We start from the raw sequence: 17,411 nt of genomic DNA, 5'->3' as shown, positions 1-17,411 counted from the left end.
CATGATAATATTGATTGATTTTTAATAACAAACTGATGGTAGTCGCCGGTGAGCTGTCAGCCACCAGTCGTTATAAAAGGTGACTAGCCGATATGGCTGTTCAAAGAGTGCTATCCAAAAACTCCTATAAAGTATCGTTACATAATGGACTGCTCTTTATACTTTTACTTAAGATACCCCCTAAGACAACTAGGTAGATATGATGAAAAAACAACCCACACAATGGTTATTAAGTATTGCCTCAATTGGCGTGGTCGGCGCTATTATGACGCAAAGCTACGGTACGGCAGTGGCAAACACTGAGACTGGAAGTTTCGTACAAACCCCCGAGCAAAAAATAACAACTAGGCAAGTGGCCGCTTTATTAGATCGTAGTCACTATCTGAATCAGCCGCTCGATACTGAGATGGGTAGCGATATATTAGATATGTATATTGACAGCTTAGACCCAAACCATACGCTATTTTTGCAAGCTGATGTTGCTGAGTTTAAGAAAAAGTATGCTGACGATTTCGGTAGTCGCCTTAAGCGTGGAGACTTATCGGCTGGTGTTGATGTCTTTGAGCGTTATCGCAAGCGCTCCAATGAATATTTTGAGATGGCAACAAAGATGCTCAAAACTGATATTGATTTGACCAATGATGAGACTATTATTCTTGACCGTGAAGGGCTGCCTCATTTCACAAGTAAAAAAGCTCAGCGCGATTATTGGGCGCGTCAGTTGAAGTTTCAGCTAATGAGTATTACTTTGGGTCAAGAGAGTGAAAAGGCGAAAGAAAAAGTTTTCTTAGATGATCCTGATATCACTCTTGGTCAGGATTTGGTACGTGATGATCAGCGCACGCCAAGTGAGATCTTACTCAACCGCTTGTCAAGACAGCAAGGGCAGATGGAGCGTCTCAAAGATGACCAGATCATGGAGACTATCTTAAATACCGCAATGCTCACTTATGATCCGCACAGCAATTATTATGCCCCAATTCAAGCCAATGAGCTGCAAATTCAATCCAGCCTACAATTAGAAGGTATTGGGGTCTCTATTCGTCCCGATCGCAAAAACCCAGACTATACTCGTATTGTTACTTTAGTCGATGGTGGCCCTGCTGCTAAGACGGGACAAATCAAGCCAAACGACTTGATTATTGGTATCGCTAAAGATGGCAAAAACATGACCGATGTGGTCGGTTGGTCCACTCGCGAGATTGTGAGCCTCATTCGTGGTAAGCGTGGTACGTCAGTCACCCTAAAACTGCGTCAGCCAAACACTCCTGATGCTAGCGCTCGTACGATTACGGTGGTACGCGATGTCATCCAACAAGAAGAGTCGGGAGTGACTCAGCGCGTCGTTGAGGTGCCATATTCTAGCGGCGCGAAGAGTGCTAATACCGTACCAAAACGTATCGGTGTACTTGAAATACCAAGCTTTTATTTAAATTATAGAGCGCGCCGTAATGGCGAGGATTACCGTAGCGTCAGCATCGATACCGAAAATGCTATCAAGGAGCTCAATAAGCAAAACATCGACGGCTTAGTCATTGATTTGCGTAACGATCCAGGCGGGTCTTTAGACGAAGTGGCTAAGATGCTTGGGTTATTTATTAAAAGTGGACCTTTGGTTCAGATCCGTGATAACCGCGGTAACATCCAAGTCTACCGCGACGATGATGGTGGCAAGCAGCTCTACGATGGTAAGCTAGTGGTTATTACCAACTTAGCCTCAGCCTCAGCTAGTGAGATATTTGCCGCAGCGATTCAGGATTACGGCCGCGGTTTGGTCGTTGGCAGCACGACTACTGGTAAAGGCTCAGCGCAGATTCAGTTAGACAGTCTCGCGTTAGGGTCTGCGACTTTGACTCAGCGTAAGTTTTATCGTATCACCGGCGGTAGTACGCAGAATAAAGGTGTAGTACCAGATGTTGAGCTCGTCAATATCTATGATGATGCCACTTTTGGTGAGCGCGCGCAAAAGAATGCGCTACCATGGGATACTATCAAGACCGCTGCTTATAAGCCTGAGGGCAAATTTAGTACTGATATGCTAACCACTTTGAATCAGCAGTCCAAAATTCGGCAAGAACGAAATCCTCAATTCGTCTATTTATCTACGCTTAATGATATTCGAGATATGGATGACGAGAAAAAACCTATCGCCTTAGACATTAACAAGCGCCGCGCCAAAATGAAGCTGATCGAGCAGCGCTCTTTAGAAGCTGAGAATAGAAGACAAATAGCGACAGGTTCTAGCCCTTATGCTAACTGGAACACTTATCAAGCAGCGATGGATGCGAAGTTTGAAGAGCGTAGTAAGATGAAGGAGAGTGAGCGTCCAGAGCTGCCTGAGGACGAAGCATATATCTTTGAAGCGGCGCGTCTCATGTTAGACGCTGAGCCTACTGTGATTACTAGCCCAGCGGAAAGTTTATAATCCTATCTATATCATGTAAGCATATGCTTACATGCGCTGACGCTTAAACGTCTTACTTATTACCGTCTAATTTGCGATTATAGTGTCACTGCACAGTTTATTGATACTGTTTATTTACACTAGGGATTGGTGTTATAAGATAGATGGTTTATGAATTGCGTCAGGGATGGACTGCTGATCAAGGAAGATAGGGCTATAAGCCTGAATAACAGCATATCTCGGGATTAGATATGAAGTTATATTAACAAGGATGTTAAGTAATAAAGACCGCATGGTGCTTGTCACGATGCGGTCTTTTTACGTTTAAATAAAAACAAAACCTTAAATAGAATCTACAACGAAAAAGAGCCAGTAGCTATTACACTACGGGCTCTTGCGCTTTATAACTGAGTATTAAAACAACTCAGCTATAAAAATCTGATGGTAGATTAGTGCTCAACGCCGCCGGCACCGTGGACATGGCCGTGGTTCAGCTCATCTTCAGTAGCTGCGCGTACTTCTTGAATCTCGACATCGAAAGTCAAACGCTTACCTGCTAGAGGGTGGTTAGCATCAACAGTAACTTCTTGATCGTTAACATCAGTTACTGTCACTAGCATGACTTGGCCGCCAGCTTCTGACTGAAACTGCATACCAGGCTGGATGTCATCAACACCTTGGAAGTTATCGCGGGGGACCTTTTGTACCGCTTGTTCTTGGTATTCGCCATAGCCTTCAGCAGGCTCAACGACTGCATTGACTTTCTCGCCAGCAGATTTGCCTTCTAGTTGCTGCTCAAGGCCTGGAATGATGTTGCTATGACCATGAAGATAAGCAAGAGGTTGGCCTTCTGGTGACTGATCAAGGATGTTACCTTCATCATCTTTTAGCGTATAGTTGAATTTGACGGCGGTATCTTTTGCGATAGTAGTCATAAATTATCCTAAATTGAATATCGTTATAAAATTAAATTTGGAGGTAATAAACCTAAAAAGGTCGATCAGCTAAAGAGCCATATCAATAATCAATTATCATCAGTTTATTAAGGTAACTGTTAAATAGAAACTGTTAATTTCACTATTAATTAGAGTAACTGTAGCAGTTAGCCTCTTTAATTGAGATGGTTATGATAACTTTCAAGGCAAAAAGCATAAAAAAAGAGGATTTATCGCATAATCATGCTATTTGCGGTCTAGACCGCTCTGAATTTGCGCTACTGCTAGATGCAGCATACGCTTTAGCCGTTGCGTTTTTGTGCAAGGACTTCTACCATAACGATAAATACTATCAAGATAATAAGCAGAGATTATGACCGTAACTACTTTTAATCATTTAACCGAGCGCTTGGACAATAAAAAAACGGCTTCAAGCGATAATACCGCTGCTATTAGCTATAGCCTAGATTTCGCCCGTTTTAATGAGCACCTAGTCGACGTGACCTTGAGCTTTACAGCGACTATGGACTGCCCTGAGCTGTGGCTGCCGGCATGGATTCCGGGTAGTTATTTGATGCGTGAGTTTGCGCGTAATATTACCGCTGTTCATTATGAGATGGGAGCAGATGAGCCGACTCTCTCTTTCCGCGCGCAAAAAATAGATAAGCACAGCTGGCAGCTACCAGAGGCAATAGTAGGACAAGCAATAAAAGTGCAGTATGAAGTCTACTGCTATGATTTGTCCGTGCGTAGCGCTTATGTCGATCAGCAGCGTCTTTATGGTAATTTCACCTCACTAGCTTTGGCAGTGACAGATCAAGAACAGTCTCCTGTACAAGTCAGTTTATTAGTTCCAGCCGCTTTTATAGCTAACAATAATAATGATGATGCCACAACTGATAGCTTTATAGATAATAATGAGACTAACCAAAGTGATGCGGTGTTAGCTTGTGGCCTTAAAGCTAGCCATTTACAGCTAGATAATCATCACGGTTATGGCCTGCAAGCAGACGATTACTATCAGCTGATTGATCATCCGTTTGAGATTGCCAGGCAACAGTCCTTTGACTTTATTATTCAAGACGATAAGCATCAAACCTTGCCACATAGCTTTTATCTCTCAGGCAGACATAATGCCAATATGGGGCGCTTGCAACAAGACATCACGCAGATTTGTCAGACTTATCTGAACTGGTTAGGAGACGCGCCCTTTAGTGATTACACCTTTATGACCTATGCCAGCGGTCAAGATTATGGCGGCCTTGAACATATCAATTCAACGAGTTTGATTACGCCGCGTAACGATCTGCCAAGTAGTGATGAGCCCGTATTGCCTAGCTCAGATTATCAGCGCTTTTTGGGTCTGTGTAGCCATGAGTACTTTCATGCGTGGTGGGTGAAGACGGTACGCCCTGATGTGATGATGGATGTGGATTTGCGCCGCGAAGCTTTTACCCCGCTTCTTTGGGTGTTTGAGGGCTTTACCTCTTATATTGACGATTTTATGCTGCAAGCGGCAGGTGTCATCGATAAACCCAGCTATCTAAAGCTATTGGCAGAGCAGATCAACCGCTATTATCAAACCGATGGCCGCGCCAACCAAAGCGTTGCCGAATCGAGCTTCGATGCTTGGATTAAGCTCTATCGTAGCGATGAAAATACCGGCAATGCTGGTATCAGTTACTACAATAAAGGCGCTTTAGTCGCGCTGTGTTTGGATCTAACGCTGTTACAAAAGAGCGACGGCCGCTATCGCTTATTCGATGTTATCAGAGCCTTTTATGCGCGGGCCAAGCAAAACGACAAACAGCGTATCGGTATCAGTAGCGCCGATATGGGAGCAGTGATTAGCGAGTTTATGCCAAAGGCGGAGTGGCAAGATTTTGAGCAGCGTTATATCAATGGGGTTGAGGAGTTGCCCATTGAGATGCTGCTGAGCATTAATGGTATCAGCTGGCATGAGAACGAGATAGAAACGGCAGATAAAAACATCCCTTGGGGCATGCGCTGTCAAGAAACCGCTATGGGGCTAAAGGTTAATCGCGTGCAGCGCGGTAGCATAGCGGCAACGGCTAGTATCTCAGCTAATGATATCATTGTCGCCATTGACGGTATCAAGGCCACCAGTAAGCAGTTAGCGCTATTTAGTCCTCTTAACCAACCAGTGAGCTGTCATTTGTTCCGCCGCGACGAGCTAATGACGATTACGGTGCGGCCAAAACAGAGCGCCGCTACCGCCACTCAGGGACAAGAAGCGTTCCCGCATAAGATAAGTTTAACGCTAGCGAGTGCAGATGACGCGGAAAAAGAGTCTGACAAGGCAGCGTCTGCTGCGGCTTGGCTAGAAGTTCTATCTGACTAATCGCGCTCAAACCTTATTTAGGCATAAGACTTTTACTCATAGTAAAAGTCTTATCATCGATCTAGGTTGTTTCAGCGTTGCCGTGCTGGTAAGTAATAGGGTTGAGCTGTAGTTAGGCTTAGGCTGCATTTTCATTAGTGACATCGGTATTGTCTTCTGCTTCTAAGTCCTCTGCTGCAGGCGTAGGAGCATTTTTAGTCAGCCAATCTTCTAAGATTCTGATAATACGTGGTTGGTCTTTGGTTATCTGTACGGCCAGTCGGCGCATCTCTACATCAGTACCATATCTAAGCTGTACCTGGGCGAGTTGCAATACGGCTCGCTGGTGAGCAAGCATCCCGCGGGCAAAAGCTAAATCTGCGACAGGAGAGTCCGTACCCATTCTGATATTATAGTTCATAGAACCTACAATATCCGCATAGTCAAGCTGCATAGCTTCAGTATTAGGCTTAGGGTTAGGGGCATCAGGATGGCTGGCCAGCCACTTATTGCTGATGCCGATCTTTTGTTGCTGAGAGTCGATAATTTCTTGAGCCAGTAGTTTGAGCTCACGATCTGTTCCATATTTGAGCTGTAGTTCTGCCAGATTTACAGCGCCGCGATGAAGAGCGAGTATGCTTTTGGCAAAAGCGGTATCTGGGTCGTTATAAACCATGCCTATCATGATCTCATTATCCATTCTAGTCATCGCTTTGCTATAGTCCTCCATCATCTGCTCACTATTGACCATACTCTCGTCCGTTTCATCCGCTACTATTACCTCATCAGTCTCTTCTTGAGTCGCCGAGCTTTGCGTGACTATAGGGGTATCGGTGGTCTCTACTGTTGTTTCGCTAGGATCAGAGGCAGGCTGACAAGCACTTAGGGCAAGCCCTGCCACAACGCTGATGAGAGAAGCGCTAAAACGCGATGACAGTATCATAGTAATCCTTAACATAAGCCGGCGGGATCAAACGTAACCATAGAAAATGGTAGTTAAATACTAGCAGATTTAACAGATAAATCTAGTGAGTTTGAGAGAGCTATTTCAATATGATTAAGGCGCTTGTGGTAGCCTTAATAATAACTACGATTTTCTGAACAGTATAAAGGCCTATTAGTTATCAATCCCTAACTGCTTACAGCGCTCAGCATTGAGATGAATTCGCATAAACTCTCCGCTCGCGAGTGTCTCTAAGTCAAAACCAGCAACCGACCAGCGAATAAGGCGTAAGCAAGGTAGGCCCACGTGCGCAGTCATGCGTCTGACTTGACGATTTTTGCCCTCATAAATCGTCAGAATCAGCCACGAAGTCGGAACGTTTCTGCGCTCGCGTATCGGTGGATCACGTTGCCACAATTTAATAGGTAGCTCGTCTTCTGCGACCATTTTTGCTGTCGCAGGCAGCGTCATACCGTCTTTTAGCAACACACCGTTTGATAATTTATCGAGCTGCTCTTGGCTGGCAGTCCCCTCGACTTGCACCAGATAAGTTTTACCTTGTTTATACTTATCATCATTAAAGGTTTTTTGGCTAGGCGGATGGGTAATGGCTTTATTCACCCGTCCATCACTAGTCAAAATTAATAGACCCTCTGAGGTGGCATCTAGACGGCCGGCTACGCGCAGTGACTTATCGGTGAAATACTGCGATAGGGTGATATGGTTATTATTACTGTCATCACGAAACTGACTTTGTACTCCATAAGGTTTGTTAAAAAGCACTAAGCTTGAGGTGGCCATGAGAGGGGTGTTCCTAATTAAAGATCAGAGATAGTCATACTATCAATCTTTGCCATAAAAAACACCTCAACAGTATTATACCATTGAGGTGTAGCTATCATTTAAGCGCTCTATATCGCTCAACTAGCGTTGTAGCGATTTGTTAATCACTATTATAATGAAGCGATAGCTTCGTTAAATAACTTACTCGGACGCATGGCCGCTTCCGCTAGTTTTTCATCAGCTAAGTAGTAGCCTTTGATATCTATAGATTTGCCTTGCGCTTCATTCATCTCTTCAACGATCGCTTGTTCATTATTCTCAAGCTGCTCAGCTAGAGGCGCAAACTGAGCTTTTAGCTCGGCATCTTGATCTTGCGCCGCAAGCTCCTGTGCCCAATACATTGCCAGATAAAAATGGCTACCACGGTTGTCTAATTCGCCAGTCTTACGCGATGGCGACTTGTCATTGACTAACAGCTTTTCGGTAGCTTTATCTAGTGAGTCTGCAAGTATTTGAGCTTTGGGATTGTCGTCATTCTTGGCTAAATGCTCCAAGGATTCAGTCAAGGCCAAGAACTCGCCTAAAGAGTCCCAGCGTAGATGGTTTTCCTCAATCAGCTGCTGCACGTGCTTAGGAGCAGAGCCGCCAGCGCCGGTCTCAAATAAACCGCCGCCTTTCATTAGTGGTACTACCGAGAGCATCTTAGCGCTCGTTCCAAGCTCTAAAATAGGGAACAAGTCAGTCAGATAATCTCGCAGGATATTACCGGTAGCTGAGATGGTATCAAGGCCGCGAGCGACGCGCTCTAAAGTGTAACGCATCGCGCGGACCTGCGACATGATCTCAATATGTAAGCCATCAGTGTCGTGGTCTTTTAGGTACATATTGACCTTTTTGATCAGCTCGTTTTCGTGCGGACGATATGGATCTAACCAGAAGATAACCGGCGTATTTGACTCACGTGCACGGCGTACAGCAAGCTTAATCCAGTCTTGGATAGGCTCGTCTTTAGTCTGACACATGCGCCAGATATCGCCTTTTTCAACGCGCTGCTCCATTAATACTTCATCAGTATCCACATCGACAATACGAGCGATACCGTCTGCAGCTGACTCGAAAGTCTTGTCATGTGAGCCATACTCTTCTGCTTTTTGTGCCATAAGGCCGACGTTTGGTACGGTTCCCATTGTTGTAGGGTCAAAATTACCATGCCACTTACAGAAATTGATCATCTCTTGATAGATACGCGCAAAAGTAGATTCAGGCATAACTGCTTTGCAATCATAAAGCTTGCCATCAGCGCCCCACATCTTACCACCTGAGCGAATCATCGCTGGCATAGACGCATCGACGATCACATCGCTTGGCGAATGAAAGTTAGTGATGCCTTTATTAGAGTCGACCATAGCTAGGCGCGGACGATGGACTTGGCAAGCGTGTAAGTCTTCTTCGATCTCTTCGCGCAGTGAGGCGGGTAGCTCTTTGATCTTTTCGTATAAAGAGGCCATGCCGTTATTGACATTGATGCCTAATTCATCGAATAGTGCGCCATGTTTTTGAAAAGCGTCTTTATAATAAATTCTGACCGCATGACCGAAGACGATAGGATGCGAGACTTTCATCATCGTCGCTTTGACGTGCAATGAAAATAAGATACCGGCTTCGCGGCAGTCTTCCATTTCGCGCTCATAGAACTCAAGCAAGGATTTTTTGCTCATAAACATTAGATCGATGACTTCTTTATCTAATAAAGCCAATTTCTCTTTTTTGACCATGATAGTGCCATCGTCAGCTAACAGCTCCATACGTATGGTACGCGCTTTATCCAAGGTCATCGATTGCTCACCGTGGTAAAAATCACCGCTATGCATGTGCGAGACGTGCGTGCGTGACCACTGTTTCCATTCGCCCATTGAGTGCGGATGTTTACGCGCGTAGTTTTTGACCGCTTTTGGCGCGCGGCGATCTGAGTTGCCTTCACGTAGTACTGGGTTGACTGAGCTACCTAAAGCCTTGCCATAGCGGCGACGAATCTCTTTTTCTTCCTCAGTTTCCGGATCTTCTGGCAAATTAGGAATCGCATAGCCTTTACTTTGTAGCTCTTTGATAGCGGCTTCGAGCTGCTGCACAGAAGCACTAATATTAGGCAGTTTTATAATATTAGTATCAGGATCTTGGGTGAGACGACCAAGCTCCGCTAAGTTGTTAGGAACGCGCTGCGATTCGTCAAGATAGTCAGGAAACTCAGCCAAAATGCGCGCGGCAACGGAGATGTCACTCGTCTCTACTTCGACGCCTGCGGTTTTGGTAAAGGCTTCAACGATAGGCAAAAAAGATAGGGTGGCTAGCGCTGGGGCTTCGTCGGTTTTTGTGTATATAATTTTTGACATTGTAATCTCTTATTCCTTTTGGTTGTCATTAAGCGTTTGATTCTTATAAAAATAAAAGGTGTTTGCGAATTGAAATAAAGACAGCTGCAAACGGGTAGGGCGATAAGTGGTTCATTTATCAAAGTGATAATACGGGTAAGCTAACCATCGAAGGGAGTGCTTAAAGATAGTTAATAATAGCCAGTTTCAGTTGATTGACCCTTCTAAACGATTGGAAATAGTCTCATTTTGAATAGCTTAAGGCTAATTTTAACATTAGCCCACAGAGAACAACAGCGACACGAGTGTTTTTTACCATAACGAGACTAAAATAAAACGTGCCACGCTCATATCAGAAACTATTCGTGGAGATCGTTTAAAGTATGAGCATCAAGGATTACGGCTCAACTTAATCGTTATGAGCTCAAAGCTATTTTAAAGCTATTGTATTGAGGCGATCGTATCATTTAGCAGTTTGCTTGGGCGCATGACATCTTCAGCCCGTTCTTTGTCTAGTAGATAATAACCGCCGATATCAACAGCGTTTCCTTGCACCTCATTGAGATCTTTGACAATGGCGTCTTCATTATCGGCGAGGGCTTTAGCTAGTGGTGTAAAGGTCTGCTTTAACTCACTATTGTCATTTTGCGCTGCTAGCGCCTGAGCCCAGTATAGCGCTAGATAGAAGTGGCTGCCACGGTTATCAAGCTCGCCGGCTTTGCGTGAGGGCGATTTATTATTCATTAGTAGTTGTTCTGTCGCAGTATCTAATGTATCTGACAACACTTGCGCTTTATCATTGTCTTCGTGAATAGCCAAGTGCTCTAATGATTCTGCTAAAGCTAAAAACTCGCCTAATGAATCCCAGCGTAGATGGTTTTCCTCAACCAATTGCTGCACATGCTTCGGCGCTGAGCCACCAGCCCCGGTCTCAAACAAGCCGCCACCGTTCATCAGCGGTACGATAGAGAGCATTTTTGCACTGGTTCCTAGCTCTAAAATTGGGAATAGATCAGTAAGATAATCGCGCAGCACGTTACCGGTGACTGAGATGGTATCTTTGCCTGCTTTTAGACGCTCTAAGGTGAAGCGCGTGGCTTCGCGTACCGGCATGATACGAATATCTAAGCCTTCAGTATCGTGATCTTTTAGGTAACGCTCTACTTTTTTGATTAAAGCCGCGTGATGTGGGCGTTTTTTATCTAGCCAAAAGATAGTAGGTACTTGGCTAGCGCGAGCGCGAGTGACGGCGAGCTTTACCCAGTCTTGAATCGGTGCGTCTTTGACCTGGTTCATCCGCCAGATATCTTCTTGTTCGACTTGATGTTCAGTGAGCACGTTGCCGGCAGCATCTAGTACTTGCACTCTGCCTGCAGATGGGATTTGGAAGGTTTTGTCATGTGAGCCATATTCTTCTGCTTTTTGGGCCATTAACCCGACGTTAGGCACTGAACCCATCGTTGCTGGATCAAAGGCGCCGTGCTCTTTGCAAAATTTAATGGTCTCATCATAAACACAAGCGTAGCTACTATCCGGAATGACGGCTTTGGTATCGTGCAGTTCATGATCAGCGCCCCACATCATGCCTGAGCTACGAATCATCGCCGGCATGGAGGCATCGACGATGACATCGCTAGGCACATGCAAATTGGTGATGCCTTTTTCTGAATTTACCATCGCTAGACCAGGATTGTGCTGATAGATATTTGCAATCTCAGCTTCAATGGCTTGGCGTTTGTCAGCAGGTAACTCCTCTAACTTAGCGAGTAGATTACTAAAGCCATTATTGACATTGACGTCTAGCGCTTTAAAAGTATCGCCGTATTTTTCAAATAGCTCTTTAAAATAAACCTTTACCGCTTCACCAAAGATAATAGGATCAGAGACCTTCATCATGGTGGCTTTTAGATGTAAAGAGAACAACACATCTTTTGCTTTTGCGTCCTTAACTTGCGCGTCTAAAAATGCAACTAAGGCGTCATGGCGCAGTACCGCTGCATCAATCACCTCGCCTGCGAGTAGGGGCGCTGACGCTTTTAGCTCAGTAATTTCTCCATTATCGTTAGTAAATTCGATACGATAATCTGTCGGCTCGTCAACTGTCACTGAGGTCTCTGTATCGGCAAAGTCGCCATGATCCATAGTCGCCACGTGCGACTTAGAATCTGGACTCCACGCGCCCATGGAGTGCGGATGACGTCTAGCGTAAGCCTTGACGGCTTTTGGTGCGCGGCGATCTGAGTTGCCCTCACGTAGAATAGGATTGACCGCGCTGCCTTTAATCTTGTCATAACGAATACGTACGTCTTGCTCTTTATCCGTTTCTGGATGATCGGGATAGTCAGGTAAGAAGTACCCTTTATCTTGTAGCTCCTTGATAGCTGCCTTTAGCTGTGGAATAGAAGCGCTAATATTAGGTAGTTTAATAACGTTAGCGCCAGGCGTTTTAACCAATTCACGCAGCTTTTGAAAGGCGCTAGGAATACGCTGCTCTTCAGTCAAAAAATCAGGGAATAAAGCAATGATGCGTCCTGCTAACGAGATGTCAGCAGTTTCAACCTCAATGCCTGCGGTATTGGCAAAAGCTGTGACGATAGGTAAAAAGGAGAGGGTAGCTAGCGCTGGGGCTTCATCCGTTATTGTATAAATTAGTTTTGACATTATAGTAGTTATTCCTTTAAGTGATTATCAATAATAAATGTTAAGTTTGGCAATTTCGTATTTGCTAATAGTATTCCGCTTTGAGTTACCTTCAGCCTTCAGTTAACAACGGCTACGCGTGTAAATAAATGATTTTAGAGTAAGAATTGGCGGGTGGTCTCTTGCAGAATGTTGCTTCTACTGAGAGTTTTTACAATAAACCTTTTTATAGCAAACCTTTATCAAAAAGTCTTTTGGCTATCATCGTTAAAACGCCTACATAGGTAAGCCGCCCAAAATCAATGATAGTCAATGATAAATAATGCATTGTGTTGGCAAACTATAAATTCAAGACGATGTCAATGTATCAAAATGAACTAGGGATAGTATGATTGCTAATATCTCATATCTTGGAATTATATTAAACTGTTAAAAGCCTTATTCTAGCAGTCATCAGTATGAATAGCATCTTTTTGCCAGCTTTAGTATGAGCTATTTTTTTATTTTTTAGCGCATATTAAAGCTAATTCACCGCTAAAAATGCATAAAAGAGAACCGTTAGAGTTTTGCAAATTGTAACCGCATTCTTATCAAAGTTTGTTAGGCTAAGAGTGACTTAGTACACAATAATAGTAGGTGTCATGAATTTAGAGTATGCGCTAGTAGGTGATATGAGTTGGCAAACCCAAGCTGATTGGCAAGCGCCTGACACGCCATTTATGTCTTTTGCCTTTTGGCAGGCGCTAAGTGATACTGGTGCCATCGGTGAAAAAGCAGGCTGGCTGCCGATTTATGTCGTTGTTTATGATGGTGATAAGCACCGTCCTATTGCGGTGATGCCGGTTTTTGTTAAAGGTCATCATCAAGGCGAGTTTGTGTTTGACTACTCTTGGGCGCAGGCTTACGCACATTACGGTTTGGATTATTATCCGCGTCTAGTGACGAGCGTGCCTTATACACCGATTAGTGGTCAACGTCTATGGCTAGCGGCAAATCGGAGCTTAACGCCTGAAATAATACAGACCGCCATCAAAGGGGTAGATGATATTGCTCAGCAAGTCGGCGCGTCTAGCTGGCATTGCTTATTTGCTGAGTCTAAGCTTGCGACTATAGCTGCTTCATCAAGCCAAGAGATTGCGAAGGTTATTGATAAGAGCCGCATAGCCTTAGCTGGCGAAGATGGTAGTCAGACACAAAGGCAGCAGCCAGAATCAAGAAGCATAAACAAAACGTCTTTGCCTATCCTTGAGCGTCAAGGTTGTCAGTTTTTATGGCAAAACAAAAACTTGATCGCCAATGCTCAACCTTTCACTGATTTTGATGACTTCTTGGCGACGCTAAGAGCGAAAAAGCGCAAGACTATCCGCGCTGAGCGCCGTAAAGTTGCCGAGCAAAATATCGTATGTGCGCGTAAACGCGGTAGCGATATCACCGATAGTGACTGGAAAGCGTTTTATCATTGTTACGTCATGACTTATGCCGTGCGCGGTCAGCAGCCTTATCTCACGTTGGACTTTTTTATGGCGCTCGCATCGAGTATGCCTGAGCACTTAATGCTGGCGCTCGCGTATGACAACGATAACGAGATTATCGCTAGTAGTTTGTTTCTGTACGATAAGCCTGATAGCGAGCATTCAACGCTTTATGGGCGCTACTGGGGCGCGCTTGCTGACTATGACAGCTTACACTTTGAGCTGTGCTATTATCAGGGCATAGCATTTGCTATTGAACAAGGTTTGCAGTATTTTGATCCGGGTACGCAAGGCGAGCACAAGCTAGTGCGCGGGTTTATTCCGACGACGACCCACTCCTTACATCGTATTTATGATGAGCGCTTTATTCCAGCGATCAGCAATTTTTGTATGGAGGATCGCCAACGTATGGCGCAGTATCGTCAACAAGCGCACGAAGCTTTGCCGTTCAATGCTGACAATATGCCAGTCTTTGATAGTGAGCAATAACCACCACTTAAAACCTCCCTTCTACCTTATTATCAAATACTAGGGTTTTGAAGGCTATTTTTTGTGTTTTTATCTCTAATAATCAATCGCTTTTGTTAATTATGCCAAGTCACTCTTCTAACGCTCGTACTCCTTCTACTATATCGCCACCGGCAGCGTTATCTTCTTGGCTCAATGTCGAAGGCTCACTGACTGCCATATTAGAAGCAAAGTCAGGTCAACCTCTGCGGGTAGAGCGCTGTTTCGAAGGTTATCGGCTATTGAGCTTAGCGCAAAAAAAGCAGCTCGGCATGTCAGTCAAGCAGTACAACAGACCGATACTGGCTTGGGTGCGCGAAGCGAAACTATATGGCGATAGTGAGCAGCCTTGGGTATGGGCACAAAGCGTTTTTCCGCTACCTAGTTTGCAGGGATCTGCCAAGCGCTTACAACAGCTAAAAGGCACGCCTATCGGTTATGTACTCTTTAAGCGCCGCCGGACGCTACCCCATCAGCGCTTTATCTCCCATACTGAGCAAGGGTGGCAGCGCCAAACCCGCTATGATTGGTACGGTAGAAGATTATTAATTAGTGAAACCTTTTTGCCGGACTTTTTGTCTCGTCTTGATAAGTGCTAGGTGCTGAGCAAATCTCTGAGGAACGTGCGCAATAAATGAGGAGATTGTGGCTTAGTAAGCTAAACTAGTAACTCATCAAGGCCTGCTATTTTGGTACTTCTTTTTTCATAGCCTAAAAAAATCTCATTTACTCAGCCCAAAGTGAGTTTTTGCATTTACCTTATCGGGTTTCATGTTAAACTCAAATTACAGCAAAATTTCAGTAGGATAAGACCTGCAAGATGGATGCTGAAGTATCGTCACCAAGCATGAGTTTATTTTAGGTTTATTATAAGCCAGCACTCAGCGCTTACTCTTCTATTTTTAAACCCTTTTTATCATTCTCAATAAAAATATGCTATAGGACATAACTATGTTTAAAGATATCTCTATAAAAGAATTTGATCCAAAACTTGCTGAAGCCATGGAAGCTGAAAGCCAGCGTCAAGAGAGTCATATCGAGCTTATCGCCTCAGAGAACTACTGCTCGCAAGCGGTAATGGAAGCCCAGGGCTCAGATCTAACTAATAAATATGCCGAAGGCTATCCAGGTAAGCGTTACTATGGCGGCTGTGAACATGTCGATGTCGTTGAGCAATTGGCTATTGACCGTGCCAAAGAATTATTTGGCGCAGAGTACGTCAACGTCCAGCCGCATTCAGGTAGCCAAGCCAACTCTGCCGTATTCTTAGCGTTACTTGAAGCCAATGATACGGTGCTTGGCATGAGTCTTGATGCTGGTGGTCACTTGACCCATGGCGCGCATATCAACTTCTCAGGTATAAACTACAACGCGGTACAGTATGGCTTAGTCGAAGAAACTGGTCTTATTGATTATGACGAGGTCGATCGCTTAGCGCGCGAGCATAAGCCGAAGATGATCATCGCGGGTTTCTCTGCTTATTCGCAAGTCGTCGATTGGCAGCGTTTCCGTGATATCGCTGATGAAATCGGCGCGTATTTCTTAGTCGATATGGCGCACATTGCAGGCCTTGCTGCCACTGGCGCGTATCCAAACCCAGTACCATTCGCTGATGTGGTCACTAGTACTACGCATAAAACCTTACGTGGGCCGCGCTCAGGTATCATCATGTCGCGCGACGACAAGCTTGCCAAAAAGCTTAACTCTGCGGTTTTCCCAGGCAACCAAGGTGGTCCATTGATGCACGCCATCGCGGGCAAAGCGGTCTGCTTTAAAGAAGCACTCGAAGACAACTTTAAAACTTATCAAGAGCAAGTAGTTAAAAACGCCAAAGCCATGGCAGCGGTAATTATCGATCGCGGTTATGAAATCATCTCTGGTGGAACTGAAAACCATCTGATGTTAATTAGCCTCGTTAAGCAAGAGATGACTGGTAAAGAAGCGGATAAGTGGCTCGGCGATGCGTTCATTACTGTAAACAAAAACGCGGTTCCAAACGATCCAAAATCTCCATTCGTGACTTCTGGTATCCGTATCGGTACGCCAGCATTGACCACTCGTGGCTTCGATGAAGCAGACGTTAAAGACGTGGCGAACTGGATTTGTGACGTGTTAGATAGCCGCGGTGATGAGCAAGTAATCGCTGATACCCGCGAAAAAGTAAAAGCCATCTGCGCGAAAAAGCCAGTTTATGAGAAAAATCAGTAAGTCTTTTAGACTGTTAAAAATAAAACCGCTTAGCGTTTTGCTGAACTGACCCCCTAAACTTGGACAGTTTAAGTTGATATCAAGGACTGAGTTCTGTATTGCACAGGGCTCAGTCCTTTTAGTTTTAGCTGAATTCTCTCATGGTTATAGTAATGCATATACTCATGAATCTGTCTCTCTAAAGCCTCAATCGTTTTAGGCTTTTGAATGTAGAGAGTTTCACACTTCAAAGCCCCAAAGAAACTCTCCATTAACGCATTATCTAAACAGTTTCCCTTTCGACTCATACTTTGCTTTATATTATTTTCTTTGAGCGTATTGGCAAACGGTTTCATCTGGTAATGCCACCCTTGATCTGAATGCAGCGTTAGCTCCTCTCTACCCTTACGCTTTAATGCTATGCCTTTAACCGCACGTTCAAGCATGTGTTTGACCAAATCATATACAGGTCGTCTTGAGAGCTGGTAGCTGACAATCTCATTGTTATAGCAATCGAGTATTGGAGACAGATACAGTTTATCATCGCCCACTTTAAACTCAGTAATGTCAGTGAGCCACCTGCGATTGGGCGCTTTCGCTCTAAACCTACGCTTAACGCTGTTCTTGGCAATGACGCCGCATTGTCCTTTGTAGGATCGATACTTCTGCCTTCTGATTCTGGCAGTCAGCTTAAGCTGTCCCATAAGCCGTGCAATTAGCTTGTGGTTATGAGTTAAACCCTCGTTCTTAAGTGCTTGAGTTATTCGGCGGTAGCCATATCGACCTTTATGGTGATGATAGATATCACAGATACGCTGTTTAAGATCAGC

11 protein-coding genes are annotated in these 17,411 nt (G+C 44.6%); 5 read left to right on the top strand and 6 right to left on the bottom strand.

Translation table 11 applies throughout. From position 1 onward, the window contains the following. The first annotated feature begins 202 nt into the window (after nucleotides 1-202). Nucleotides 203-2,425: a carboxy terminal-processing peptidase gene (locus tag ACS8FD_RS08185; protein ID WP_439275399.1), complete on the top strand. Its 2,223-nt coding sequence runs from the start codon at nucleotides 203-205 to the stop codon at nucleotides 2,423-2,425. A gap of 428 nt (nucleotides 2,426-2,853) precedes the next feature. On the opposite strand, the gene ACS8FD_RS08180 is transcribed toward ACS8FD_RS08185, so the two are convergent. Further along, complete coding sequence (locus tag ACS8FD_RS08180) at nucleotides 2,854-3,339, bottom strand: FKBP-type peptidyl-prolyl cis-trans isomerase (protein ID WP_439275349.1); 486 nt, start codon at nucleotides 3,337-3,339, stop codon at nucleotides 2,854-2,856. 373 nt (nucleotides 3,340-3,712) lie between these two features. Between ACS8FD_RS08180 and ACS8FD_RS08175 the strand changes: the two genes are divergently transcribed. After that, nucleotides 3,713-5,701, top strand: coding sequence for a M61 family metallopeptidase (locus ACS8FD_RS08175; protein ID WP_439275348.1), 1,989 nt, complete (start codon nucleotides 3,713-3,715; stop codon nucleotides 5,699-5,701). Nucleotides 5,702-5,819: 118 nt separating this feature from the next. Here ACS8FD_RS08175 and ACS8FD_RS08170 read toward each other — a convergent pair whose 3' ends face one another. The 4 genes from ACS8FD_RS08170 to ACS8FD_RS08155 all read right to left on the bottom strand — a co-directional run bounded on the left by ACS8FD_RS08170 (nucleotide 5,820) and on the right by ACS8FD_RS08155 (nucleotide 12,436). Continuing rightward, the gene (locus tag ACS8FD_RS08170) at nucleotides 5,820-6,623 is read right to left on the bottom strand and encodes a DUF305 domain-containing protein (RefSeq protein WP_439275347.1); all 804 of its coding nucleotides are present in this window, start codon (nucleotides 6,621-6,623) and stop codon (nucleotides 5,820-5,822) included. Between the two features lie 174 nt (nucleotides 6,624-6,797). Continuing rightward, nucleotides 6,798-7,424, bottom strand: a complete 627-nt coding sequence (locus ACS8FD_RS08165; protein ID WP_439275346.1) for a pseudouridine synthase — start codon at nucleotides 7,422-7,424, stop codon at nucleotides 6,798-6,800. Nucleotides 7,425-7,576: 152 nt separating this feature from the next. Beyond that, the gene (locus ACS8FD_RS08160; RefSeq protein WP_439275345.1) at nucleotides 7,577-9,796 is read right to left on the bottom strand and encodes an NADP-dependent isocitrate dehydrogenase; all 2,220 of its coding nucleotides are present in this window, start codon (nucleotides 9,794-9,796) and stop codon (nucleotides 7,577-7,579) included. 420 nt (nucleotides 9,797-10,216) lie between these two features. After that, nucleotides 10,217-12,436: an NADP-dependent isocitrate dehydrogenase gene (locus tag ACS8FD_RS08155; protein ID WP_439275344.1), complete on the bottom strand. Its 2,220-nt coding sequence runs from the start codon at nucleotides 12,434-12,436 to the stop codon at nucleotides 10,217-10,219. A 620-nt stretch (nucleotides 12,437-13,056) separates the two neighbouring features. Between ACS8FD_RS08155 and ACS8FD_RS08150 the strand changes: the two genes are divergently transcribed. The 3 genes from ACS8FD_RS08150 (at nucleotide 13,057) to glyA (ending at nucleotide 16,602) form a co-directional block, all read left to right on the top strand. Then, on the top strand, nucleotides 13,057-14,376 hold the full coding sequence (locus tag ACS8FD_RS08150) for a GNAT family N-acetyltransferase (protein ID WP_439275343.1): 1,320 nt from the start codon (nucleotides 13,057-13,059) through the stop codon (nucleotides 14,374-14,376). A gap of 101 nt (nucleotides 14,377-14,477) precedes the next feature. Beyond that, nucleotides 14,478-14,993, top strand: coding sequence for a chorismate--pyruvate lyase family protein (locus ACS8FD_RS08145; RefSeq protein ID WP_439275342.1), 516 nt, complete (start codon nucleotides 14,478-14,480; stop codon nucleotides 14,991-14,993). A 352-nt stretch (nucleotides 14,994-15,345) separates the two neighbouring features. Beyond that, nucleotides 15,346-16,602: a serine hydroxymethyltransferase gene (glyA, locus tag ACS8FD_RS08140; protein ID WP_439275341.1), complete on the top strand. Its 1,257-nt coding sequence runs from the start codon at nucleotides 15,346-15,348 to the stop codon at nucleotides 16,600-16,602. A 68-nt stretch (nucleotides 16,603-16,670) separates the two neighbouring features. On the opposite strand, the gene ACS8FD_RS08135 is transcribed toward glyA, so the two are convergent. After that, the coding region (locus ACS8FD_RS08135; RefSeq protein ID WP_439275340.1) for an IS3 family transposase at nucleotides 16,671-17,411 on the bottom strand (741 nt) is incomplete at its 5' end.

Source organism: Psychrobacter sp. 1U2 (genome assembly GCF_051847575.1).
The sequence above is the reverse complement of the archived record's forward strand: the minus strand, read 5'-3'. Positions and strand labels throughout refer to the sequence as shown.

What these genes read in the sequence shown, in the direction of transcription:
- ACS8FD_RS08180 (WP_439275349.1), bottom strand. Translation starts at nt 3,339, where the DNA reads ATGACTACTATCGCAAAAGATACCGCCGTCAAATTCAACTATACGCTA.
- ACS8FD_RS08170 (WP_439275347.1), bottom strand. Translation starts at nt 6,623, where the DNA reads ATGATACTGTCATCGCGTTTTAGCGCTTCTCTCATCAGCGTTGTGGCA.
- ACS8FD_RS08145 (WP_439275342.1), top strand. Translation starts at nt 14,478, where the DNA reads ATGCCAAGTCACTCTTCTAACGCTCGTACTCCTTCTACTATATCGCCA.
- ACS8FD_RS08165 (WP_439275346.1), bottom strand. Translation starts at nt 7,424, where the DNA reads ATGGCCACCTCAAGCTTAGTGCTTTTTAACAAACCTTATGGAGTACAA.
- glyA (WP_439275341.1), top strand. Translation starts at nt 15,346, where the DNA reads ATGTTTAAAGATATCTCTATAAAAGAATTTGATCCAAAACTTGCTGAA.
- ACS8FD_RS08160 (WP_439275345.1), bottom strand. Translation starts at nt 9,796, where the DNA reads ATGTCAAAAATTATATACACAAAAACCGACGAAGCCCCAGCGCTAGCC.
- ACS8FD_RS08185 (WP_439275399.1), top strand. Translation starts at nt 203, where the DNA reads ATGAAAAAACAACCCACACAATGGTTATTAAGTATTGCCTCAATTGGC.
- ACS8FD_RS08150 (WP_439275343.1), top strand. Translation starts at nt 13,057, where the DNA reads ATGAATTTAGAGTATGCGCTAGTAGGTGATATGAGTTGGCAAACCCAA.
- ACS8FD_RS08155 (WP_439275344.1), bottom strand. Translation starts at nt 12,436, where the DNA reads ATGTCAAAACTAATTTATACAATAACGGATGAAGCCCCAGCGCTAGCT.
- ACS8FD_RS08175 (WP_439275348.1), top strand. Translation starts at nt 3,713, where the DNA reads ATGACCGTAACTACTTTTAATCATTTAACCGAGCGCTTGGACAATAAA.